Origin of the sequence: Actinoallomurus purpureus, from assembly GCF_024055795.1 — a bacterium.
GTDB classification, from domain to species: Bacteria; Actinomycetota; Actinomycetes; order Streptosporangiales; family Streptosporangiaceae; genus Actinoallomurus; species Actinoallomurus purpureus.
On the sequence record NZ_JAMXMY010000001.1, the window covers coordinates 535,890 to 557,788 of the forward strand.

The window sequence follows — 21,899 nt, forward strand, 5'->3', positions numbered from 1 at the left end:
CCGCCAAGCTCTGCGCCCCGGCAAACGGGTCCGATCGGTACTGGTCGTTAGGCTGCTCGGGAATGGTTACGTTCCCGGGCGCCCAAAACGCGCCGTCCGAGCGGGGTGAGCCGTCTGCCGCGGTGACAGGCCGCTGACGGCGGAACCGCGCCCCGGCGTCCGGCCTCAGGACCAGCGAACGCCGACCGGGCCGAACATTCCCGAGCGCCGCTGGCCCGGGAAGACGAAGTGGGTGGGGCCGGCCGCGTCGACGTACGGCGCGAGCGTGCCGAAGACGTCGATCTCGATCGTGTTCTCACCGTCGCGCAGGCTCTCGGTGACGTCGAAGACGTACGGGGAGCACACGCGTACGCCGCCGGCGCGGCCGTTCAGGGTCACCTCGGCGGTTCCTCGCACGCGGCCCAGGTCGAGCACGGCGCGTGTGCGCCCGTGGCCGGCCTCCGGGGGAGGGACGAATCGGCATCGGTACCGGACGCCGCCGGAGTACTCGGCGAGCCCGTTGTCCTCCCAGTCGCCGAGTCCGACGCGGCCGGTGCCGGCCGTGAACCGGATCGGCCCGCCGAGGGCCGCCCCGCCCTCGAAGCCGGGCTCCGTGCGGATCCGCAGGGCGCCCGCCCGTACGCCGGACCGTCCGTCAGGGGAGAGGCCGACGGTGACCCGGACGGGAGCGCCGCGCGGGTCGGGCCGCGTGGTGGCGCGTTCCACTCCGTCCACGAAGACCGTGGCCGCGCCGTGCACGTCGGCCTCGATGCGGACGGCGCCGGGCGGGATGGCGAACCGGAACCATTCCACCGGTGATGCCCCTCGGCCCGGCACCGCCGGCACCACCGCCGGGATCCGATCCCGGCGGGCGTTCGCGTCGGTGTTCTCCAGCCAGGCGGCTCCGGGGAGAGGATGGGGCCGCCGCCACAGATGCAGTGCGGCCGGGTCGCCGTGCTGGCGCCGGCAGGCGACGGTCGGGACCGGCACGCCGTCTCGTACGGCGCGCCACGACGGTCCGGTCGCGACGCCGAAGTCGGTATCGGCGAGCACGGCGGCCGGTTCTCCGCGTTCGGCCGGTTCCAGCGAGATCTCGTTGTCGCCGAGGTGCAGGGCGTCGGCGATCTCGTAGCGGCGCACGCGCGGGGCGTCGTGTTCGGCATAGGGATCGAAGCCGCCCTGACGCCCGACCTGGACGCCGTTCACCCGGACGGCGCAGGGCCGGACCGCCGCCACCTGCAGGACCGCTCGCGCGGGGAGGGCGTCCAGCGTGACGGTCGCGGCGAGCGCGACGCTCGTGTCCGGATGCGACGGCCCGGCGGCGGCGATCCACTCCGGCCGCCGGCACATCTCGGTGGACTCCGCGAACGTGACGTAGGCCCGTAGCCGGAGATCCTCCGTCGGCGTGAGGCGCAGGTCGAGCGGGTGGGTCCCGGGGCTGAGGCTTATCGGTGCCGTGGCGAGGTATCCGTGGTCCTCGATGGGGAGTTCCACGCCGTCCACCCGGACCGACTTGGCCGCCGCCGCGCCCACGGCGAGCGTCGCCTCGACGGGCTCGCGCACCACCAGATCCGCACGGAGGCAAACGGTCCGTCCGCCGCGGACCTCGCCGAAGTCGAGGAACTCCTCCGGGACGTGTCCCTTGGGACCCAGGGTCTCCCGGTGCACGGGGTCCTTACGGATCCCCCGGGTCGCCGAGTAGACCGCCGGGCGCCAGGGCGGTCCGGGGGCGGCGTCATCACCGGCACCGGCGCTTGTGGTCCAGACGCCGTGCGGCCCGAAGGTCGCGTGCGCGGCCGCCCATCCGGGCTCCTCGCCGGACGCCGTGGCCCATTCCTCGCGCCGGCCGTCCTCCCCGTCCTGTTCGAGCCGGTGGCGGAGCTCCCATCGCTGGACGGGGGCCAGGTCGCCGGCGGGGCGGGCGAAGTCGCCCCAGGTGTCGTCGAGGGTCGGGATGAGCTCCATCTCCCAGGTGGTCCCCAGGTCGAGCCACGCCGTGGGCCGGCCGGCGACCGCCGGGTCCGGGACCGCCGCCCCCGGGCCGTCGTCGCCGCCCGCGTGGTTTGCATCGCCCGGGCGACCCGCCTCACCCATGCTGTCCGCGTCGTCCGGTTCGTCGGCGCCGGCGTGACCGGCGGGGAAGACGAGCAGGACGGCGGGCCCGCGGTCGAAGGGCACCACGACCTCGGTCACGTCGCCGCGCGTCTCGGCGGCGAGCCGCCGCGGCGGGCCGCCGAAGGGGTCGACCAGCAGGGCGGGGCCGCGCGCGCCGCGCACCCGCACGCGCATCTCGCGGTGGTACCGGTCCGGGTCGAAGTCGCAGGAGACGTCGAGCCAGCCCAGCTCGATTCCCCGCTCGTCCGGCCGGCCGACCGACACGTCGCTCGCGCGCGGGAAGGCGGCGGTCAGGAACACGACGGTGGCGCCCTCGACCTCCCGGACCAGCGCCGGCACCGGGGCGTCCACCGGCCCCGGATCGCCGAGCACCGAGCCGAGGTCGCCGGCCGAGCCGACCACTCCTGAGCCCGGCAGGTCCTCCAGCCGCGCCCGCAGGCGGGCGACCGCGCGGTCGGCGTCCGCGTCTCCCACCCCGCGTTCGGGGAGCGCGCCGACGGCGACCAGCCGTCCGCCTCCGGCGGCGAACTCCTCGAGTCGGCGGGCGGTCTCGCCCTCCAGCACCGTGCAGGCCGGCAGGACGATCGCCGCGTAGGCCTCGTCGGCGACCCGCAACCGGCCCCCGGAGACGGTGGCGCGCCGGACCGAGTCGTCGTCGATCACGTCGGCGTCGAGCCGCAGCCGGTCGAGAGCGCCGGGAACGGTGTGGAACCAGGCCATGTCGCCGACCAGCTCCCGGTAGACGCGGTCGGCTCGGGCGGCGTCGTCGTCCATCCCGTCCAGCCGGGCGCCCGCCTGCGCGGTCGCGGTCGGCAGCAGCACCGCCACGTCGCAGAGGTGGTGGCCGAGGGAGAGCGCCGCGCACAGGCGGGTGACCGCGTCGGCGAAGACCCTGTGGTGCCGCCAGTACGGCTGGCGCCAGTCGGTGGACGGCGGCGCCCATTCCCACCAGCCGCCCTTGGTCGTGTAGTAGACCGCGTGGGGGTTGTACAGGGTCGCGCCGGAACGCAGCCAGGGCAGCAGCCAGTCGAAGGTCTCCTCCAGCGTGCCGCCCCAGCCGCTGGAGTGGAACGCCTCGATCCAGGTGCGCGGCCGCCCGTACAGGTGCGCCAGCGACGAGTGGATCCGCGCGTCGCCGTGGTGGTCCGAGCCGGGCGCGCCGAACCAGCGGTGCGTGCGCGCGTAGTCGGCGTAGAGGCGGACACCCTCCACCGGGTCGCCGGCGCGGGCGGGATCCTGCTGGTCACAGCCGTGCAGGAGACCGTGTCGCTCGTGCCATTCGGAGAGCGGCCGGAAGAACGCCTCTTCGGCCAGCTCCGCGCGGGTGCGGTGGTAGTCGCGGCGGAACCGCGAACCATCGGCGCCCGTCTCGCCCGCCCACAGCGCCGGCAGGTACGGGGCCGGGTCGTAGCCGCGCCGCCGCTCGAACTCCCCGGCGAACGCCGGGGACCAGGTGGGCAGGGCGGGCAGTTCGTCCTGGAAGGAGCCGACGATGACGGTGCCGAGCCGGTGGGGCAGGCGTCGTTCGAACTCCCCGTGCACGCGGTCGATGAGGGCGGCGCACGCGTCGGCCGAGAGGTAGTCGAAGCCCCGGGTGGTGACCGTGACGCCGCCGTCCCGCCGATCCAGCCACTGCCCGGCGTACGACGGCGTCTCCTGGACGAGGCGGGCCTGGATGTCGGCGCCGGAGAAACCGAGCTGGTCGTAGAACCACAGGAAGGCGCCCAGCTCCTCGGCGTCGGCGCAGACGCCGTCGAGCAGCTCCCACCACGCCTCGGAGAAGAACGCCGGCTCGTCGGCGTCGGAGCCGAACATCGGCCCCGACGGTGCGAGGTTCAGAATGATCAGGTTCCGTACGCCGCCGGCGACGAACCGTTCCAGCTGCCAGCGCAGCCGGGCGCGGTCGAGCGGCTCGCCGCTCCACCACCAGATCGCCGCCGGGGAGAACCCGGCCGGCGGACGGTCCAGGACCTCCGCCAGCCGGGGTGGGAGCACGGTCATCCCTTGAGCCCGCTGGCGAACCCGCGGATGACGTAGCGCTGCAGCAGGAGGAACACCACGAGGATCGGCAGCGCGGCAAGGACGAGGCCGGCGAAGACCAGGCCGTAGTCGGAGACGTACTGCCCGACGAAGGAGAACACGCGCACCGGCACCGTCTCCCGCGCCGACCCGCCGAGGTACAGCAGCGGGGTGAAGAAGTCGTTCCAGATGAACACCGCGTTGAGGATCAGCACGGTGCCGGTGATCGGCCGCAGCAGGGGGAACACCACACGGGTGAACGCCTGCAGGTGCGTCGCACCGTCGATCAGTGCCGCGTTCGCGTAGTCGCGGGGGAGCGCCCGGATGAAGCCCGTGTACAGGAAGATCGTGAACGGCAGCTGGATGCCGGTGTAGAAGACGATCATCCCCTGGTACGTCCCCAGCAGCCCGAGCTGGTCGACCAGTTTGAACAGCGGGATCATGCCGAGCTGGAACGGCAGCACGATGCCGAGCAGGAACAGCACGTACAGCCCGAACCCGAGCCGGGAGGCGCAGCGGGCCAGGAAGTACGCCGCGAACGCCCCCAGCGCGATCAGGCAGACGAGGCTCGCCACCGTGATCATCGTGCTGTTCAGCAGGGCCGAGCCGAGGCCCGCCGCCGACCACGCCCGGGAGAAGTTCGCCATCGTGGGTGAGGTGGGCGGCGACAGCGGCGCGCTCGCGATCTGCCGACCGCTCTTTAGCGACAGCGTGATCAGCGCGTAGACCGGGAACAGGAACGCGATCCCGGCCGCGACCATCACCAACTCGAGCAGGAACGTACGTACGCCGTACCGCAGGTGAGTCATGCCTGGACCTCCCTGCCGCGCAGGTACGCGATCTGCAGCAGCGATACGGCCGCGACGAACAGTGCGAGCACGAGCGCGATCGCGGTGCTGTAACCGAACTTCCCGTAGACGAACGCCTGCTTGTACAGCACGGTCGACAGCGTCTCGCTGGCGTAGCCGGGACCGCCGCCCGTCGCGGCGTACACCTGGTCGAACAGCTTGAGGCCGCCGATGGTGGACAGCATCACGTTGATCGTCAGCGCCGGAGCCAGCAGCGGCCAGGTGATGTACCGGAACCGCTGGAAGCGACCGGCGCCGTCGATCATCGCGGCCTCGTGCAGGTCGGCCGGGACGCCCTCCAGCCCGGCCAGGAAGATGACCATGGAGTAGCCGGCGTACTGCCACACGACCATTCCGGCGACCGACCACACGGCCAGCGAGGGGTCGCCCAGCCAGTCCTGCCGCAGGCCGCCGAGCCCGATCGCGCCGAGGAGGCCGTTCAGGCCCGCGTGCGGGTCCGGGTTGTAGACGTACTTCCAGAGGAAGGCGACCATCACCGGGCTGACCACCGCGGGCGCGAAGAAGATCACCCGCAGGACCGTGCGGGACCTGATGCGGGCGTGCACGCCGAGCGCGAGCAGCAGCCCGATGCCGTTCTGCACGACCACGATCGCGACGGTGAGCAGCAACGTGTTCTTCAGCGCTCCGACGGCCCGCTCGTCGTGGAAGAGGGCACGGAAGTTCGCCAGGCCGTTGAACGACTTGCCGCCGATGCCGCTCCAGTCGGTGAAGGCGTACATCACGCCCGACAGGCTCGGGTAGAGCACCACCGCGGCGTAGACGAGCAGCGCGGGCGCGACGAACCACCAGGGCGGGGTGAGGAAGCCCGTCCGGCGACCCTTCACGGGAGGTGAGGGCGTGGTCGCCGGACGGGCCGTTCGGCGGGTGGTCACCGTCATGGCCTCAGGACTTCTTCCGGTAGACCTGGTCCATCTTCGCCAGGCCCTTGTCGATCGTGGTCTTGCCGGCCAGGAGTTCCTGGACGACGGCGAAGTGGGTCGGCTGGACCTCGGCGTTGGGCCACGCCTGATCCATGAAGGGCACCGCCTTGTTCCCCTCGATGAAGGGCAGGAAGGGCTCCAGCACCGGGTCGATCGTGGAGGACGCGTCGCGGTGGAGGGGGATGCAGGCGACGGCCGCGGCCCAGCGGTTGATGTTCTCCTGCTTGCCGAGGAACTCGATGAACGCCTTGGCGGCGTCGGCGTTGCGGCTGCGGGCGCTCACGCCGAGCCCGACGACGACGCCCGCGGGGATCCACACGCCGTCCGCGCTGTCCGCGCCCGGGAACGGGAACATCCCCAGGTCGTCGGGGCTGGAGGCGGCCTTGCGGAAGTCCGGCAGCACGGCCGACACCTGCACGGCCATCGCGGCCTTGCCGGTCGCGACCATCGAGGTCTGCTGCTCGAACGTCGTTCCGTTGGGATTGTCGTTGAAGAAGCCGCGCTTCTGCAGGTCGAGGTACATCGTGAAGGCGTCGCGCCAGCCCGACTGGGCGAAGCTCGCGGACCCCGCCTGCATCTGGCTGTCGAACTGCGGGTTCTTCGCGTACACCGTGGAGGGCACCAGCGCGTACGTGATGAGCTGGGTGATCCAGGCCGTCTGCGCGCCGAGCGCGATCGGCACGACGCCCGCCTTCTTCAGCTTTGCGCACACGTCGAGCAGCTCGGTCCAGGTCTTCGGCGGCTGCACGCCCGCCTTCTGGAAGACCTTCTTGTTGTAGATCGCGCCGATGACGCTGGACCCGGCCGAGTAGATGAGGGTCTTGCCCTGAACCTGGAACGCGGACTTGAAGTTGGCCGGGATCAGCTGCGTCCACGACTGGGAGCTCAGGTCGGCGAGCAGGCCCGCCTGAGCGATCTGCGCCATCGACATGGCGCTGCCGTTGCCCGGGTAGACGACGTGCACGTCCGGCGCGTTACCGGCGCCGAGCTGGGTGCGCAGCGACGTCTCCACCTGGTCGGTCGGCGCGTACGACGTGGTGAACTTCGCCTGCGTGTAGAGCTTCGTCAGCTCGTCCAGCGCCTTCTGCTGGTCCGAGACGCCGACGAGACGCAGCGTCTTGGAACCACCGCCGCCCGCGCCGGACGACCCGCCGCACGCGACCAGTGCCGCGGGCATCGCCGCCACGGCCGCGAGGCCTCCCGCCGCACGCAGGAAGCCTCTGCGGTCCGGCTCGAATCGTGATGTCACCCTGTCCTCCTTGCTGAGAATCGGTAGTCCCCCGATCCCACGCGGCACACGAGCGCGCTCCCGCCGGTGACGGCCGGCTCGGTACCGACGATCTCGATTCCGGGGCTCTCGCCGACCGGAAGTCCGTTCTCCCGCACCGCGGATCCCGAGGCGACGGGGATGTGCACCGTCGCCGTCGCGCCCGGTGGGACGCTCACCGCCAGCCGGAGCCCGTCGTCGTCCTGCTCCCAGCGGACCGCGATCCGGCCGCGCGCCGACTCATGCGACGCCTCCGCCCAGTGGGACTCGCCGGGACGCCGGAACGGCCGGGGACGGATGAGCGGCTCACGGTAGGCGACGGAGCCCGGCGCCTGGTCGAGGCCGGCCAGCCCGCGGTACAGCCACTCGCCGACCGACCCGAGCGCGTAGTGGTTGAACGAGTTCATCGCCGGCGCCTGGAAGCCGCGCTCGTCGGTGTAGCCGTCCCAGCGCTCCCAGATGGTGGTGGCGCCGTGGCGCAGCGGATACAGCCAGGACGGCGGTTCCGTGCGGCGCAGCAGCGCGTGCGCGAGATCGGCCCGGCCCCAGCGGTCGAGGACCGGTGCGATCAACCCGACGCCGAGGAAACCCGTCGTGAGGCCCGGACCGGCCTCCTCGACGAGCTCCGCCAGCCGGTCGGCCGCGCCCGCGGCCGGGCCGTCGGGGAGCAGTTCGAAGTGGAGCGCCAGCGCGTAGGCGGTCTGTGTGTCGCCCTCGATCCGGCCGTCCGGGGTGGCGAACCGGTCCGTGAACGTCGCGCGGATGTCGCGCGCCAGCGCGGCGTACCGGCCGGCCCTCTCGTCTCCCAGCACGCCCGCCGCACGCGCGGTCAGCTCGGCGCTGTGGGCGAAGTAGGCGGTGGCGACCACCTCGCGGGGCGTCGGCCGGCCGATCGCGAGCCAGTCCGCGAAGTGCGGGCCCACCCTGTGCCGCCAGACCAGGTCGGGATTGTGGCGGTGGACGAGGTCGACCCACGCGTACATCGAGTCCAGCGACCGGGCCAGGAACCGTTCGTCGCCGTAGACGCGGTACAGGTGCCAGGGGATCAGCACCCCGGCGTCCGCCCAGCCCGGCGCGCCCTCGTCCGCGACGCCCGCGAGGAGCGGTGCCACGTTGGAGAAGCCGCCGTCGGGGCCCTGGGCGTCCCGTACGTCCTGCGTCCACTTGGCGAAGAAGGCCGCGACGTCGGCGCCCAGGCAGGCGGTGGGCAGGAACACCTGCGCGTCGGCGAGCCAGCCGAGACGCTCGTCGCGCTGCGGGCAGTCGGTGGGCACGCTCACGAAGTTCGAGCGCTGCCCCCAGGTGATGTTGTGGTGCAACCGCCGGATGCCCGGGTCCGAGCAGTCGAACGTGCCCGCCCATGGAGTGTCGCTGTGCAGCACGACGCCGGTGACGTCACCGGCGTCGAGGTCCGCGAGGCCGGTCACCTCGGCGTACCTGAAGCCGTGGTAGGTGAAGCGCGGCTCGAACACGACCGCGTCGCCGCCTCCGCGATCGCCGCCGATCAGGACGTCGGTCGCGGCGGCGGTGCGCAGGTTCGCGGTGTAGAGGCCACCGCCGTCGTCGAGGGTCTCGGCGTGGCGGAGCACCACCCGCTGCCCGTCGCGCAGTCCGCGCGCGGTCAGCCGGAGACGACCGGCGAAGTTCTGCCCGAAGTCGACGATGTGCGCGTCCGGGCCGACGCGGGTCACCGCGACCGGGCCGAGCTCACCCAGCGCGCGGACGGGCTCGTCGACCGAGGGGACGAGCCGCGCGGTGTCGTCGTCGGCCACGCGGGCGGACCGCCACGCGTCGTCGTCGAACTCCGGGCAATCCCAGCCGGGGATCGCGTGCCGCAGGTCGTGGCATTCGCCCATGAGCAGGTCGGCGTACCGGATGGGCCCGTCGGCCGTCCGCCAGCTCTCGTCGGTGGCGACGACCTGCCGGGACTCGTCCGCGTGGTCGAGGTGGAGCTGTGCGATCAGCTGGGGGAAGCCCCCGTAGTGGCAGCCCGGCCGGCGCGGGTCGAAGCCCACGTAGCCGCTCCACCAGCCGTCGGCGATCGTGGCCGCCAGGACGTTCTCACCCGGCGTGATCAGGCCGGTGACGTCGTAGGTCTGGTACTGCACGCGGTGGCGGTAGTCGGTCCAGCCGGGGGCCAGTTCCGCGTCGCCGACACGCTCCCCGTTGATCCGCGCCTCGTACAGGCCGCGGGCGCTGACGTACAGCCGGGCGCGCACCGGGGCCGCCGGTGCCGTGAACGCGCGCCGCAGCAGTGGGCACGGCCGCAGCCCGTGGGAGTCGAGGGCGCGCTCGCCCTCCACCGGCGGGTCGACGACCTCGACGGCCGTCCAGTCCGGCGCGATCCAGGACGCCGTCCAGTCGTCCGGGCCCAGCCCGGTCTCGAACCACGACTCGGCGTTCCTCGACGCCCCCTCGGTCTCCCATACCGTGACGCGCCAGTGGTACCGGGTCCGCGGCGCCAGTGCCGGGCCCGCGTAGACCACGCCGATCCCGTCCGGATCGGCGACCCGCCCGGTGTCCCACACCGGCGGCCCTTCCGGAGCCGACCGGACCTCGACACGGTGGGCGACGCAGGCGGCGCCGCGCGGCGCACCGGGCTCGGCGGCCAGGCGCCAGGACAGCAGCGGAGCGGGCTCACCGATCCCGAGCGGCGTCGTCCGATGGTCGCAGCGCAGCGCGTACGGCCGGACCCCGCCGCCGCTCACGCGTTCCTCCGGCGCTGTCGGGCGTTCACGGGGCGACCACCTCGTACGCGACCTTCTGCTCGTCGAGCTCCCGGAGCGCCTCCGATGACGCGCCGTCGTCGACGATCACGCGGTCGAAGGCGGTCAGTGGCGCGAGCCGGTGGAGGGCGGTCCGGCCGAGCTTGGTGTGGTCGAGCAGGAGCACGCTGCGGGCGGCGCTGGCGAGCATGGCGCGCTTGACCGAGACGATGTGCTGCTCCTGGTGGTAGGCGTACGCGCCGGAGACGGCGGAGGTCGACACGAAGCACAGGTCGACCTGCAACGACTCGATCGCCTCCTGGCAGGACACCCCGAGGAAGGAGTTGTGCAGCGCGTCGTAGTCGCCGCCGAGGGCCATGAGCCGGATGCCGCGGAACCGGGACAGCAGGTGAAGCCCCTCGAGGAAATTGGTCACCACGGTGAGCGGGGTGATCCCCTCCAGCCTCCGGGCGAGGGCGAGGGTCGTCGTCGAGTCGTCCAGCATCACCGCCATGCCGGGCTCGATCAGCTCCGCCGCGCGTGCGGCGATCGCATCCTTCTCCGCCAGCGTCGCCTTCATCCGGTAGGTGACGTTGCTCTCGAACACCGCCGAGGGCTGGGCGGTGACCCCGCCGTGGAACTTGCGGACGACGCCTTGGCGCTCCAGCTCGTCGAGGTCGCGGTGGATCGTCATGAGGCTGACCTCGAACCGCTCGGCCAGTTCGGCGGCCGTGGCCGAGCCATGCGTCAGAACATGGTCCGCGATCATCTCTTGCCGCCCGGCCGGGCCACGTCTGCTGTGGCGGGCTCCGCTTCCGTCCATCAGGTCCCTCTCCGCATCACCACGACATAACACTGAAAGCCGAGGTCTTCTCATCTCGAACTGAGGTGGAGAGATCCTGTTACATCCGCGTTGCCGACGTCAAGACCTTGACGCGTCATTGATGGACTCGCACTTCAGACGGGTTTGAGTGGTTACTTCGGCATCCAGTGGACGGGACCTTGCGCCGCCGATAACGTTTTGTCGCTATAACTTCACATCAAAAGGTGTGTCTTTTGGGAGGTGCTCGCGCAGGCGCCCGCCATTGTCGCTCGACGCCCGGACGGCGCTCAGGGGCCCGAGGTGTCATTCTTGACCCGGACGGGCGCCTACCCGGGAACAGGAGAACAGCGATGCCCTGGCGCAGCCCTGCGGACGACGATGCCGACGACACGCGGATGGAGGTCACGCCACCGGAGCGCGCGGCTGCCGGCCTCCCGGGCGTACGCGCCGGGCTCGGCGCCTCGCTTCGCGAGATGGGGCCGCGTCGTACCGCGCTGACGCTGCTCCGGGTCAACCAGAAGGACGGGTTCGACTGTCCCGGCTGCGCCTGGCCGGAAGGCGACCACCGGCATGTCGCGGAGTTCTGCGAGAACGGTGCCAAGGCCGTCGCGGAGGAGGCGACGACCCGGCGGGTGACGCGGGAGTTCTTCGCCGCCCATCCGGCGTCGGAGCTGGCGGGGCGGAGCGACCACTGGCTTGGGCGCCAGGGCCGGCTCACCGAGCCGATGCTCAAGCGCGCGGGCCGCGACCACTACGAGCCCGTGTCCTGGGACGAGGCGCTCGGGCTGGTGGCGGCCGAGCTGACCGCGCTGTCCGCGCCGGACGAGGCCGTCTTCTACACCTCGGGCCGTACGAGCAATGAAGCCGCGTTCCTCTACCAGCTCTTCGTCCGCGCGTTCGGCACCAACAACCTGCCGGACTGCTCCAACATGTGCCACGAGTCGTCCGGGTCGGCGCTGACCGAGACGATCGGCGTCGGCAAGGGCTCGGTGCTCTTGGAGGACCTGCACCGCGCCGACCTCATCTTCGTGGTCGGGCAGAACCCGGGGACGAACCATCCGCGGATGCTGACCGCCCTGGAGCACGCCAAGAAGGCCGGCGCCCGGATCGTGGCGGTCAATCCGCTGCCGGAGGCGGGACTGATCCGCTTCAAGAACCCGCAGAAGGCGTCGGGGCTGGTGGGGTCGGGCACACCGCTGGCCGACCTGTTCCTGCAGATCCGGGTGAATGGCGACCTGGCGCTCTTCCAGGCCCTGAACCGGCTGCTGGTGGAGCGCGACGCGGTCGACCACGAGTTCCTGGCCGCCTGCACGAGCGGCTTCGACGAGCTCGCGGCCCACCTGCGCACGCTGGACTGGGAGCAGGTCCTGGAGGCGACCGGGCTGTCGCGGGAGCGGATCGACGAGACGCTCGCCGAGGTGCTGAGGGCCGACCGGATCGTCGTGTGCTGGGCGATGGGGCTGACCCAGCACAAGAACTCGGTGCCGACGATCCGCGAGGTCGTGAACTTCCTGCTGCTGCGCGGCAACATCGGCCGTACCGGCGCCGGAGTGTGCCCGGTGCGCGGCCACTCCAACGTCCAGGGCGACCGCACGATGGGCATCAACGAGAAGCCCGCCCCGGCGTTCCTGGACGCGCTCGCCGCCGAGTTCGGATTCGAGCCGCCTCGTGAGCACGGCGTCGACACGGTCGAAGCGATCCGGGCGATGCGGGAGGGCCGGATCAGGGTGTTCTTCGGCATGGGCGGCAACTTCGTCCGGGCGGCCCCGGACTCGGCGGTGACCGAGGCGGCGATGCGCGCCTGCCGGCTCACCGTGCAGGTCTCGACCAAGCTCAACCGCTCGCACGCGGTCGTGGGGGAGCAGGCGCTGATCCTGCCGACGCTGGGACGCACGGAGCAGGACGTGCGGGGAAGCGGCCCGCAGTTCGTCTCCGTCGAGGACTCGATGGGGATGGTGCACGCCTCGCGGGGCCGGTTGCGGCCCGCGTCGCCGCACCTGCTGTCGGAGGTGGCGATCGTGTGCCGCCTGGCCCGGGCGGTCCTGCCCGGATCGGGGATCGACTGGGCTGCTCTGGAGGACGACTACGACCTGATCCGGGACCGCATCGCGCGCGTCGTCCCGGGTTTCGCCGACTTCAACGCCCGCGTCCGGCGGCCGGGCGGGTTCACGCTGCCGCACGCCCCGCGCGACGAGCGGCGGTTCCCCACCGCGTCGGGGAAGGCGCGGCTGACGGTGAACCCCCTGGAGGTGCTTCGGGTGCCCGAGGGGCGCCTGCTGTTGCAGACGCTCCGCAGTCACGACCAGTACAACACGACAATCTACGGCTTGGACGATCGCTACCGCGGCGTCCGCGCGGGGCGCCGGGTGGTGTTCGTCCACCCGGCCGACCTGGAGGCGTTCGGGATCGCCGACGGCGCCTTGGTGGACCTGGTCGGTGAGTGGGCCGACGGCGTGGAACGCCGGGCGCCGCGCTTCCGCGTCATCGGGTACCCGACGGCACGGGGCTGCGCGGCGGCCTACTTCCCCGAGACGAACGTCCTGGTCCCGCTGGACAGCACGGCCGACGTCAGCAACACCCCCACGTCGAAGTCGGTGATCGTCCGGCTGGAGCCGGTGGGGTGACGCGTACGGGCCCGGGGCCCTCCGCAGCCCGCTCCTGAAATGCCGCGAAGATCCCTCGCGCCGTGGTTTTGCCGACAATGCCGAGGGTAGGGCGAGGCGTGTTAGGCGTATGAATTGATCGTATTTGCGCTTGATATCGACGATATCGGCGGTCGGGGGACGGCCGATATCGGCGGGTCGGCAGGGGCGGATGGGGGCACGGCACCCGCTCCGGCTGCGGGCGCTAAAGGGGGACACGATCATGAAGGACGGACTGCGGATCGCCATCGCCGTCGGCGCGGGCTATCTGATGGGCCGCAGACGCAAGATGAAGCTCGCGTTGACGCTCGCAGCGGCAGGGGCCTCAGGACGCATCGGCAAGAACCCGGCGGGTCTGGTCAAGCAGGGCACCAAGCTGCTCAGCGCCTCTCCCGAGGTCAAGGCCCTGACCGACACCGTTCGCGGCCGCCTCGTCGAGGCCGGCAAGGCCGCGGCCGTCACCGCGGCCAGCAGCCAGATCGACGCGCTCAGCGATCGCCTCCAGCGGCGGACCGACGCCCTCCTCAAGCCGCAGGTGCCCGGTGGCACGCGGGGCGAGGAAGAAGAGGACTACGAGGACGAGCGCCGCGACGAAGAGCCCGAGGAACGGCCGAGGCGCCGGCCCGCCGCCGACCGTCGGCCGCGTGCCCCGCGGGAGGACTCCGAGGACGAGGACGCCGACCGGCCGCGCGCCGTACGGCGCTCGCGCGGGGCGGAACCCGATGAGGAGCCCGACGAGGAGACCGACCGGCCGCGCCGGGGCTCCCGGCTCGGCGTGCCGGGACGGTCGCCCGTCCGGCGGACCCGGAGGTGAGCGCCATGACACAGGCGACAAGGTCGGTGACCAAGCCGCTCGAGGAGGTCACCGAGCGACTCCCCGGCGGCGACCTGCTGAAGGACCTGCACGCCGACCGGTTGGTGGGTGAGCTGCAGAGCCTGCTCACCGCGATGGGCACGCGGGCCGCGCTGTCCCTGGTCGACAGGATCGAGGGAGCCGCGGACCGGCTCGGTGACTACTCCGAGCACGGCGAGGGCGGCCTTCTGTCCGCCGTGACGGGAGGGGCCGGCGGGGGCCTGCTGTCCGCCGTGACCAAAGGCAGGGGCGGTGGTCTGCTGTCGGCCGTGACCAAGGGCGGGGGCGGCCGTCTGCTGTCCGCGCTGGCCGGAGGCGGTGGGGGCGATGGCAAGGCGTCGCTCAAGGACAGGCTCGCCCCCGGTTTCAACGCTCTGAAGGCGTTCACCAAGACCAAGCTGGAGCAGAAGTTCCGCGGGAAGGGCGGCAAGGGTAAGAAGCTCAAGGTCATCAACATCGTCGAGACGCTCGACGTGGGCGTGCCCGTGCGGCTGGCGTACAACCAGTGGACCCAGTTCGAGGACTTCCCGTCGTTCACCAAGAAGGTCGAGGACGTCCACCAGGAGGCCGACGAGAAGGTCCGCTGGAAGGCGCAGATCTTCTGGTCGCACCGAAACTGGGAGTCGACGATCACCGAGCAGATCCCCGACCAGCGGATCGTCTGGCGCTCCCGGGGGCCCAAGGGCTACGTGGACGGTGCCGTGGCGTTCAGCGAGATCGGCCCGGCGATGACCCGCATCGCGCTCGTACTGGAGTACCACCCCCAGGGCCTCTTCGAGCATACGGGCAACCTGTGGCGCGCCCAGGGACGCCGCGCGCGGCTGGAGTTCAAGCACTTCCGGCGGCACGTCATGACGCAGGCGGTCCTGCGCCCGGACGAGATCGAGGGATGGCGCGGCGAGATCAGGGACGGTGAGGTCGTCAAGGACCACGAGACCGCGCTGCGGGAGGAGAAGGAGGCCGGGGGCCGGCCAGAGGAGCGCGAACGCGAGGAGACCGGCGAGTACGAGGGCGAGGAAGAGCCGGAACGCGAGCGCGAAGGCGAAGCCGAACTCGAGGGCGAGGAGGAGCCCGAGTACGAGGACGAGTACGAAGAGGATGAGGGAGAGGAAGAGGAGGGAGAGCCCGGTGAGGAAGAGGAGCCCAGACGCCGCGAGACCGTGAGTTCCGGGCGGCGGAGGGGCGAGGCCGGGCGAGGGGACCGGCCCGACCGCTCGGCACGCCGCGAGCGCCGTGGCTGACCGACGGAACCATTGGGGGGACGATGACCACGGCAGTACAACCGGCGGGCGGGGGTGGCATGGGGCGCTCTTCAGGGGGCGGCCTGGCCGACGTCATCGACACGATCCTGGACAAGGGTCTGGTCATCGACGCCTACGTCCGGGTGTCGCTCGTCGGCATCGAGGTGCTGGCCATCGACGCGCGCATCGTCATCGCCAGCGTCGAGACCTACCTGCAGTTCGCCGAGGCGGCCAACCGCCTGGACCTGACCCAGACCGAGGAGCAGGGGATCCCCGGGCTGGTCAAGGACATGCAGGAGGGCGGCGCCAAGCACAAGACCCGGGGTGCCATCGAGGGCGTCGGCGAGAAGCTCCGCGATTTCGTGGGCGACGACGACGCCGAACGGGCCGTGCGCCGGCGCCGCCGGCAGGAGGAGGAGTGAGATGGCGGCTGAGCAGACCCACGAGGCCCGCGCCCAGGAGGAGCGCGACGTCGGCTGCTACGTGTACGGCATCCTTCCAGGAGACGTCGAGCTGACCCCCGACGCCCACGGCATCCAGGAACGCGACGTCGACCTGGTGCGCCACGGGGAGATCGCCGCCCTCGTCAGCGAGATCGAGCTCGGCACCCCGATCGGTCGGCCGGAGGAGCTCACCGCGCATCAGCGGCTCCTGGACGACGCCGCCGTGGAGGTGCCGGTGCTCCCGCTGCGCTTCGGCGCGGTGCTCACGAGCCGGGAGGCGGTCGAGGAGGAGCTTCTGGCCGCCAACCACGATCAGTTCCTCGCCGCGCTCAATGAGATCGAGGGACGTGTCGAGTACATCCTGAAGGGCCGTTATGAGGAGCGCGTCCTCCTCCGGGAGATCATCGAGGAGAACCCCGAGGCCGCCCGCCTCCGCGAGGAGATCCGCGACCGGCCCGAAGAGCTGACCCACGACGCCCGGATCCGGCTCGGCGAGCTCATCAACCAGGCGATCGCCGCCAAGCGCGAGGCCGACACCCAACGGGCCGTCCAGGCGCTGGCCGGCCACGCCGTGGCGAACGCCCTGCGGGAGCCGACGCACCAGGAGGACGCCGTCCAGGCGGCCTTCCTCGTCGAGACCGCGCAGCGGTCGGAGTTCGAGAAGGCGGTGGAGGAGCTCGCCCAGGAGTGGCAGGGCCGCGTGAACCTTCGCCTGCTCGGTCCCATGGCGCCGTACGACTTCGTCATCACCCCCAGAGCGGGAGCCTGAGCCGTGGGCCTGATCTCGTCGATCCTCACGTTGCCGTTCCTTCCCGTGCGGGGCGTGGTCACGTTGGGTGAGCTGATCCAGCGGCAGGTCGAGCAGGAGCTCACGAGCCCGATGGCGATCCGTGCCCAGCTGGAGGAGATCGAGCGGCAGCGGCAGTCCGGTCTCATCTCCGAGGAGGAAGAGGCCGAGGCGCAGCAGGAGGTCCTCGGCCGTCTGATCGGCGGCCAGGCCACCGGCGCCCCGTAGGGGGGTTCCGGCAGGCCGCTCCGCCGGAAGGGAGAAATCGTGTCCGCCAGCCGCAGAGACCGGCCGGAACGTGCGCGTGGGCGGCTCGAAGACGACCTCGACGAGGACTATGAGGCCGAGTACGAGGACGCCGAATACGAAGAGGACGAATCGGAGCCGAGGCGCCGGCGCGCGGGCGCGTCCAGGCGGCTTTCCGCGGCGGAGGCGGCCGCGGCCGCGCTCCGGGAGATCACCGCGCTCACCGCCAAGAGCGCGGAGGGCGTGACGTCCGTACGGCCGGCGGATGGAGGCTGGGTCGCCGGCGTGGAACTGCTCGAGGCCCGCCGCATCCCCTCCTCCTCGGACACGCTCGCACTGTACGAGGTCGAGATCGACGACGAGGGGAACCTCACCTCGTACCGCAGGGTCCAGCGGTACCCGCGGGGCCGCAGCGAGGCGTCATGACACCGGGCGAACCACGGGGCGGGTACGTCTCCCCGTACGGCGCGGGGCAGAGCGGCGGCCGCGAGCCCGCCAACCTCGGCGACATCCTCGAGCGCGTCCTCGACAAGGGCATCGTGATCGCCGGCGACATCCAGGTGAACCTCCTCGACATCGAGCTGCTCACCATCAAGCTGCGGTTGCTGATCGTGTCGGTGGAGACCGCGCGGGAGCTGGGGATCGACTGGTGGGAGCACGACCCGTGGCTGACGGGCGACCGGCGCGGCCTGGAGGAGGAGAACCGCCGGCTGCGGGAACGGGTCGCCGACCTGGAGGAGGGGCGGCGCGGCCGGCGGGCCGTCGAGGCACCGCGTGAGGAGCCGTCCGGCCGTTCGGACCCGGAGCGCCGGCGCACCGACCCGGAGCGGCGACGTGACTGACACGGGAACGTACCTGTACGCCATCGCCCGGGACATCGGGGCCGAACTGCCGCCGGGTCTGACGGGGCTGCTCGGCGCGCCGGTGCGGACGATCGCGGAGGCGGGGCTCGTCGCGTACGTCGGGACGGTGCCGCTCGCGCAGTTCGGTGAGGACGCCCTGAAGCGGAACCTGGAGGACCTGGCGTGGCTGGAGGCCACCGCGCGCGCCCACCACCAGGTGGTGGAGGCGGTGGCGGAGACGGGCCCGGTCGCGCCCGTACGGCTCGTGACCGTCTACCGGGGCGACGAGCAGATACGCCGTCTCCTGCGCGAACGCGCCGAGGAGTTCGCCGAGGTGCTCGCCCGGGTGACCGGACGCCGGGAGTGGGGCGTGAAGATCTACGCGGCCGCCCAGCGCGGCTCGCCCGACGACGCCGGGACGGCCGACCCGCCGGACAGCGCCGCGGGGCGCCCCGGGACCGCGTATCTGAAGCGGCGCCGGACGAACCTGCGCACGCGCGAGGAGGCGTGGCGCCGGGCGGTCTCGCGCGCCGAGCGGATCGACTCCGTCCTGGCCGGGATCGCGGTGGCGCGCCGGCACCACCGGGCGCAGGACCCCCAGCTGTCCGGCCGCGACGACTGGATGGTGCTGAACGGCGCGTACCTCGTCGACGACGAGCGGGGTGAGGAGTTCGCCGCAGCCGTCGCCGCGCTGCGCGAACCCGAGCTGGAGGTGCAGCTCACCGGGCCGTGGGCGCCGTACTCCTTCACGATCAGCGAATCCGGAGCGGGAGGGACCGCGTGACGGTCGACCGCTCCACCGGGCGTCCGCCGGCCGCACGAAGCGGCGTCCCGGCACAGCGCGTGGCGCTCGTCGACCTCCTGGACCGCCTGCTGGCCGGCGGCGTCGTCATCAGCGGCGACCTGACCCTGTCCATCGCCGACGTCGACCTCGTACGGATCTCGCTCCGGGTGCTGATCGGCTCGGTCGGCGGCGACGACATCATCGCGCCGCGGCGGCCGGAAGGCCCGGGGACGGTGACACCGTGAACGAGCCCATCCACGTCCGCCCGCACGACCCGGACGCCGCCCGCCCCGAGCGCGCCGGGGGCCGGCGCATCGAGGCAGACTCCGAGACCGTCCAGCACGACCTGGCGCAACTGGTCCTCACCGTCGTCGAACTCGTGCGGCAGCTGGTCGAGCGCCAGTGCATCCGCCGGGTCGACCAGGGCGACCTGTCCGACGAACAGGTCGAGGAGATCGGCGTGACGCTGATGCGCCTGGAGGAGGCCATGGAGGAGCTGTGCGACCGGTTCGGCCTGTCGATGTCCGACCTCAACCTCGACCTCGGGCCCCTCGGCACCCTCCTGCCCACGGACGGCGACTGACGGGCGAGATCGCCGGGGCCGCGCAGATGGGGAAATCGCGTGACGCGGCGTTCGAAGATCATGTAGACAGAGGGCCGGATTCCTCGCGAGCCCGGGCTCATGCCGGTCGTGGGCCGAATCGACGGCAGGGAGACCTCTTGGCGGCGCAGGACGCTGAGGACGACGCGTTTCCGGATCCGAGCGAAGCCTGGACGGCGCAGGACTTCACCGCGCGGTTACGGCGACTGCGAGTCTGGTCCGGGCTGACCTACCGGCAGGTGGAGAAGCGCAGCGGGTTGCAGGGGATGCCCCTCCCGTACAGCACGATCGCCACGGCGCTCCAGCGTGACACCCTGCCTCGCGAGGAGTTCGTGGCGGTGTTCGTGCGCGCGTGCGGCGTCGACCCGGCCCCCTGGCTGACCGCCCGCAGGCGGCTCGCGGTCGCGGAGGCCGAGGCGGTCGCTCCGGCCTGGCCCGCCGAAGCGCCCCCCGCGTATGGGGCGCCACCCCGGCCGGCCCAGCTTCCGCCCGACGCCGGTGACTTCTCCGGCCGCGAGGTCCCCGTGCGGGAGCTGACCCGGCTGCTGGTCCGCGGGGAGGCCAGGACGATCGCCATCTCGGCGATCGCCGGCATGGCCGGCGTCGGCAAGACGACGCTGGCCGTGCACGTGGGGCACGCGGTCGAGGACGCGTTCCCCGACGGACGGCTCTACGTCGACCTCCGCGGTTACGACGCTCCGCTCGACCCGGCCGACGTCCTGGCCCGCTTCCTCCGCGCACTCGGCGTGGACGGCCAGAAGATCCCCGACACGGTGGACGAACGTGCCGCCGTGTACCGCAGCCTGCTGGCGGCGCGGCGCCTTCTCGTCGTGCTCGACAACGCGGCCGACGAGACCCAGGTGCGGCCGCTGCTGCCCGGAACGCCGAGCTGCGCCGTGCTGCTGACGAGCCGGCGGCGCCTGGCCGGGCTGGAGGGCGTCTACCAGCTCGACCTCGACGTCTTCGACGCCGAACCGGCGGTCGAGCTCCTCGCCCGCATCGCCGGAGCCGATCGGGTCGCGGCCGAGCCGGAGGCGGCCCTGGAGATCGCGGTGCTGTGCGGCGGGCTGCCGCTCGCGGTCCGGATCTGCGGAGCCAGGCTGCGGACCCGGCCGCACTGGCGGCTGACGGATCTGACGCGGCGGCTGCGCGACGAACGGTCCCGCTTGGACGAACTCGCCGTCGGCGACCTCGCCGTACGAGCCGGCCTGTCCTTGAGCCACGCGGGACTGGACGCGGACGCGCAGCGGTTGTTCCGCCTCCTCGGCCTGCTCGACGCGCCGGACTTCGCCTCGTGGACCGCGGACGCCCTTCTCGACCTCGCGCCCGGACGGGCGGAGCGCCATCTCGACCAGCTGCTGGACGCGCGGCTGCTCGACGTGCTGAGCGGCGAAGGCTCCGCCGTGCGCTACCGGTTCCACGACCTCGTCCGGGTGTACGCCCGCGAGCTCGCCGAGGGCCAGGACGATGAGCCCGATCGGCGGGCCGCGCTCACGCGGGCGTTCGGAGGCTGGCTGGCGCTGGCCGAACAGGCGCACATCCGGCTGTTCGGCGGCGACTACGCCGTCCTTCATGGCTCCGCCCCTCGCCGGCCGCCCCCTCTGGAGCTCTGCGACGATCCGCTGACCTGGTACGAGAGCGAACGACTCAGCCTGCTCGCCACGATCGGCCAGGCGGCCCGGCTGGAGATGGACGAACTCTGCTGGGACCTGGCGTGCAGTCTCTGGGCCGTCTTCGAGACGCTCGCCCACCACGACGAATGGCGCACCACGGCGGAGACAGCCCTGACCGTGACCCGCCGCGCCGGGAACCGCCGGGGGGAGGCGTTCGTCCTGACCGGCCTCGCCCACCTCGACGTGGCCCGCCAGCGCTACGCGCACGCCGAGGAGATCCTGGGCTCGGCGATCAGGATCTTCGAGGAGGTCGACGAGGAGCACGGCCGCGCTCTGTGCCTCACCATGACGGCGTACATCGACCACATGCACGGTCGCTACGACCGGGCGCTGCCCCGCTACGAGGAGGCCCTCGCCGGGCTACGGCGCGCGGGGGACCACGGCGCCGTGATCATCTGCCTGCGCTGCATCAGCCAGATCCACCTCGAGCTCGCCCGCCCGGACCTCGCCCGGCCGTACCTCGACGCCGCGCGGGAACTCCTCGGCGGAGCCGCCGGAGACCGTAGTCACCCGCAGCTCCTCTACCAGCTCGGCCAGTTTCACCTCGCCCGGCGGGAGTTGGAGGAGGCCGAGCAGGTGTTCACCCGGCTCGCCGAGATCGCCGATGAGATCCGCGACCCGCAGGGCGGGGCCGCCGCGCTGTGCGGCCTCGGCGAGATCCTGCTCCACCGAGGCGAGTTCGCGCGGGCCCGTGCGCTGCTGGACGAGTCCCTGACGGCCGCCCGGGGGGCGGGCGAGCGTCTGCTCGGTGCCCGGATCTTGACCGTCCTGGGCAGGTGCCACGCCGGCGAGGGCGACCATGAGCGGGCGGCGGCCGTCCTCGACGAGGCCGCCGAGATCTGCGCGGAGATCCGTACCCCGCTCTGGCAGGGCCGGGCGCTGGACGCGCTGGGAACGGTCCTGCGCGCCGGTGGTGACATCGACGCCGCCAGGGACGCGTGGACCCGCGCCCGGGCGCTGTTCGCCGCCGCGGGCTCGCCCGAGGCCGCCGACGTCACCGCCCGCCTCGACGACCTGCCCGGCCGTACGTAGGGACGACGGGCACTGAGCCGTACGGTCGGTCCCTTCCAGGACCGACTCGCCACGGCGG

General features: G+C 72.3%; 18 protein-coding genes. 12 read left to right on the forward strand and 6 right to left on the reverse strand.

The features are described 5' to 3' along the window. Positions 1-165 precede the first annotated feature (165 nt). The 6 genes from NE236_RS02435 to NE236_RS02460 are packed head-to-tail and all read right to left on the reverse strand — an operon-like array spanning position 166 to position 10,697. Positions 166-4,095 (reverse strand): glycosyl hydrolase, encoded by a 3,930-nt coding sequence (locus tag NE236_RS02435; RefSeq protein ID WP_252840105.1) that lies wholly within the window; start codon positions 4,093-4,095, stop codon positions 166-168. Beyond that, positions 4,092-4,922: a carbohydrate ABC transporter permease gene (locus NE236_RS02440; protein WP_252840106.1), complete on the reverse strand. Its 831-nt coding sequence runs from the start codon at positions 4,920-4,922 to the stop codon at positions 4,092-4,094. Before NE236_RS02440 ends, NE236_RS02435 begins: the two co-directional genes overlap by 4 nt. Further along, positions 4,919-5,860: a carbohydrate ABC transporter permease gene (locus NE236_RS02445; protein ID WP_252840107.1), complete on the reverse strand. Its 942-nt coding sequence runs from the start codon at positions 5,858-5,860 to the stop codon at positions 4,919-4,921. Before NE236_RS02445 ends, NE236_RS02440 begins: the two co-directional genes overlap by 4 nt. A gap of 4 nt (positions 5,861-5,864) precedes the next feature. Further along, entirely contained in the window at positions 5,865-7,151 is a 1,287-nt protein-coding gene (locus NE236_RS02450) for an ABC transporter substrate-binding protein (protein WP_252840108.1), read from the reverse strand. Continuing rightward, the gene (locus NE236_RS02455) at positions 7,148-9,877 is read right to left on the reverse strand and encodes an alpha-L-rhamnosidase (protein ID WP_252840109.1); all 2,730 of its coding nucleotides are present in this window, start codon (positions 9,875-9,877) and stop codon (positions 7,148-7,150) included. The genes NE236_RS02450 and NE236_RS02455 overlap by 4 nt, the downstream gene beginning before the upstream one ends. A 25-nt stretch (positions 9,878-9,902) precedes the next feature. Next, positions 9,903-10,697: a DeoR/GlpR family DNA-binding transcription regulator gene (locus tag NE236_RS02460; protein WP_252840110.1), complete on the reverse strand. Its 795-nt coding sequence runs from the start codon at positions 10,695-10,697 to the stop codon at positions 9,903-9,905. A 350-nt stretch (positions 10,698-11,047) separates the two neighbouring features. On the opposite strand from NE236_RS02460, the gene NE236_RS02465 reads away from it, so the two are divergent. From NE236_RS02465 to NE236_RS02520, 12 genes are all read left to right on the forward strand, one after another. Then, positions 11,048-13,321, forward strand: a complete 2,274-nt coding sequence (locus tag NE236_RS02465; RefSeq protein ID WP_252840111.1) for an FdhF/YdeP family oxidoreductase — start codon at positions 11,048-11,050, stop codon at positions 13,319-13,321. Between the two features lie 241 nt (positions 13,322-13,562). Continuing rightward, the gene (locus tag NE236_RS02470; RefSeq protein WP_252840112.1) at positions 13,563-14,153 is read left to right on the forward strand and encodes a hypothetical protein; all 591 of its coding nucleotides are present in this window, start codon (positions 13,563-13,565) and stop codon (positions 14,151-14,153) included. A gap of 5 nt (positions 14,154-14,158) precedes the next feature. Further along, complete coding sequence (locus NE236_RS43220) at positions 14,159-15,433, forward strand: SRPBCC family protein (RefSeq protein ID WP_289849656.1); 1,275 nt, start codon at positions 14,159-14,161, stop codon at positions 15,431-15,433. Positions 15,434-15,492: 59 nt separating this feature from the next. Further along, positions 15,493-15,855 carry a gas vesicle protein GvpJ gene (gene gvpJ / locus NE236_RS02480; protein WP_252840113.1) on the forward strand — a complete coding sequence of 121 codons (363 nt, stop codon included), beginning with the start codon at positions 15,493-15,495 and terminating at the stop codon, positions 15,853-15,855. 1 nt (position 15,856) lies between these two features. Next, positions 15,857-16,645: a GvpL/GvpF family gas vesicle protein gene (locus tag NE236_RS02485; protein ID WP_252840114.1), complete on the forward strand. Its 789-nt coding sequence runs from the start codon at positions 15,857-15,859 to the stop codon at positions 16,643-16,645. A 3-nt stretch (positions 16,646-16,648) separates the two neighbouring features. Next, positions 16,649-16,891 (forward strand): gas vesicle protein GvpG, encoded by a 243-nt coding sequence (locus NE236_RS02490; protein ID WP_252840115.1) that lies wholly within the window; start codon positions 16,649-16,651, stop codon positions 16,889-16,891. Positions 16,892-16,930: 39 nt separating this feature from the next. Further along, positions 16,931-17,335: a gas vesicle protein GvpO gene (gvpO, locus tag NE236_RS44265; RefSeq protein ID WP_252840116.1), complete on the forward strand. Its 405-nt coding sequence runs from the start codon at positions 16,931-16,933 to the stop codon at positions 17,333-17,335. Beyond that, positions 17,332-17,751: a gas vesicle protein gene (locus NE236_RS02500; RefSeq protein ID WP_252840117.1), complete on the forward strand. Its 420-nt coding sequence runs from the start codon at positions 17,332-17,334 to the stop codon at positions 17,749-17,751. Before gvpO ends, NE236_RS02500 begins: the two co-directional genes overlap by 4 nt. Then, complete coding sequence (locus NE236_RS02505; RefSeq protein ID WP_252840118.1) at positions 17,744-18,535, forward strand: GvpL/GvpF family gas vesicle protein; 792 nt, start codon at positions 17,744-17,746, stop codon at positions 18,533-18,535. The genes NE236_RS02500 and NE236_RS02505 overlap by 8 nt, the downstream gene beginning before the upstream one ends. Beyond that, positions 18,532-18,780 carry a gas vesicle protein gene (locus NE236_RS44270; RefSeq protein ID WP_252840119.1) on the forward strand — a complete coding sequence of 83 codons (249 nt, stop codon included), beginning with the start codon at positions 18,532-18,534 and terminating at the stop codon, positions 18,778-18,780. Before NE236_RS02505 ends, NE236_RS44270 begins: the two co-directional genes overlap by 4 nt. Next, entirely contained in the window at positions 18,777-19,118 is a 342-nt protein-coding gene (locus tag NE236_RS02515; protein WP_252840120.1) for a gas vesicle protein K, read from the forward strand. Before NE236_RS44270 ends, NE236_RS02515 begins: the two co-directional genes overlap by 4 nt. A 137-nt stretch (positions 19,119-19,255) precedes the next feature. After that, positions 19,256-21,841 (forward strand): ATP-binding protein, encoded by a 2,586-nt coding sequence (locus tag NE236_RS02520; protein ID WP_252840121.1) that lies wholly within the window; start codon positions 19,256-19,258, stop codon positions 21,839-21,841. Positions 21,842-21,899: the final 58 nt, after the last annotated feature.

Coding starts and splice junctions, on each gene's coding strand:
- NE236_RS02435 (WP_252840105.1), bottom strand. CDS start 4,095: ATGACCGTGCTCCCACCCCGGCTGGCGGAGGTCCTGGACCGTCCGCCG.
- NE236_RS02445 (WP_252840107.1), bottom strand. CDS start 5,860: ATGACGGTGACCACCCGCCGAACGGCCCGTCCGGCGACCACGCCCTCA.
- NE236_RS02440 (WP_252840106.1), bottom strand. CDS start 4,922: ATGACTCACCTGCGGTACGGCGTACGTACGTTCCTGCTCGAGTTGGTG.
- NE236_RS02470 (WP_252840112.1), top strand. CDS start 13,563: ATGAAGGACGGACTGCGGATCGCCATCGCCGTCGGCGCGGGCTATCTG.
- NE236_RS43220 (WP_289849656.1), top strand. CDS start 14,159: ATGACACAGGCGACAAGGTCGGTGACCAAGCCGCTCGAGGAGGTCACC.
- NE236_RS02460 (WP_252840110.1), bottom strand. CDS start 10,697: ATGGACGGAAGCGGAGCCCGCCACAGCAGACGTGGCCCGGCCGGGCGG.
- gvpJ (WP_252840113.1), top strand. CDS start 15,493: ATGGGGCGCTCTTCAGGGGGCGGCCTGGCCGACGTCATCGACACGATC.
- NE236_RS02500 (WP_252840117.1), top strand. CDS start 17,332: ATGACACCGGGCGAACCACGGGGCGGGTACGTCTCCCCGTACGGCGCG.
- NE236_RS02465 (WP_252840111.1), top strand. CDS start 11,048: ATGCCCTGGCGCAGCCCTGCGGACGACGATGCCGACGACACGCGGATG.
- NE236_RS02485 (WP_252840114.1), top strand. CDS start 15,857: ATGGCGGCTGAGCAGACCCACGAGGCCCGCGCCCAGGAGGAGCGCGAC.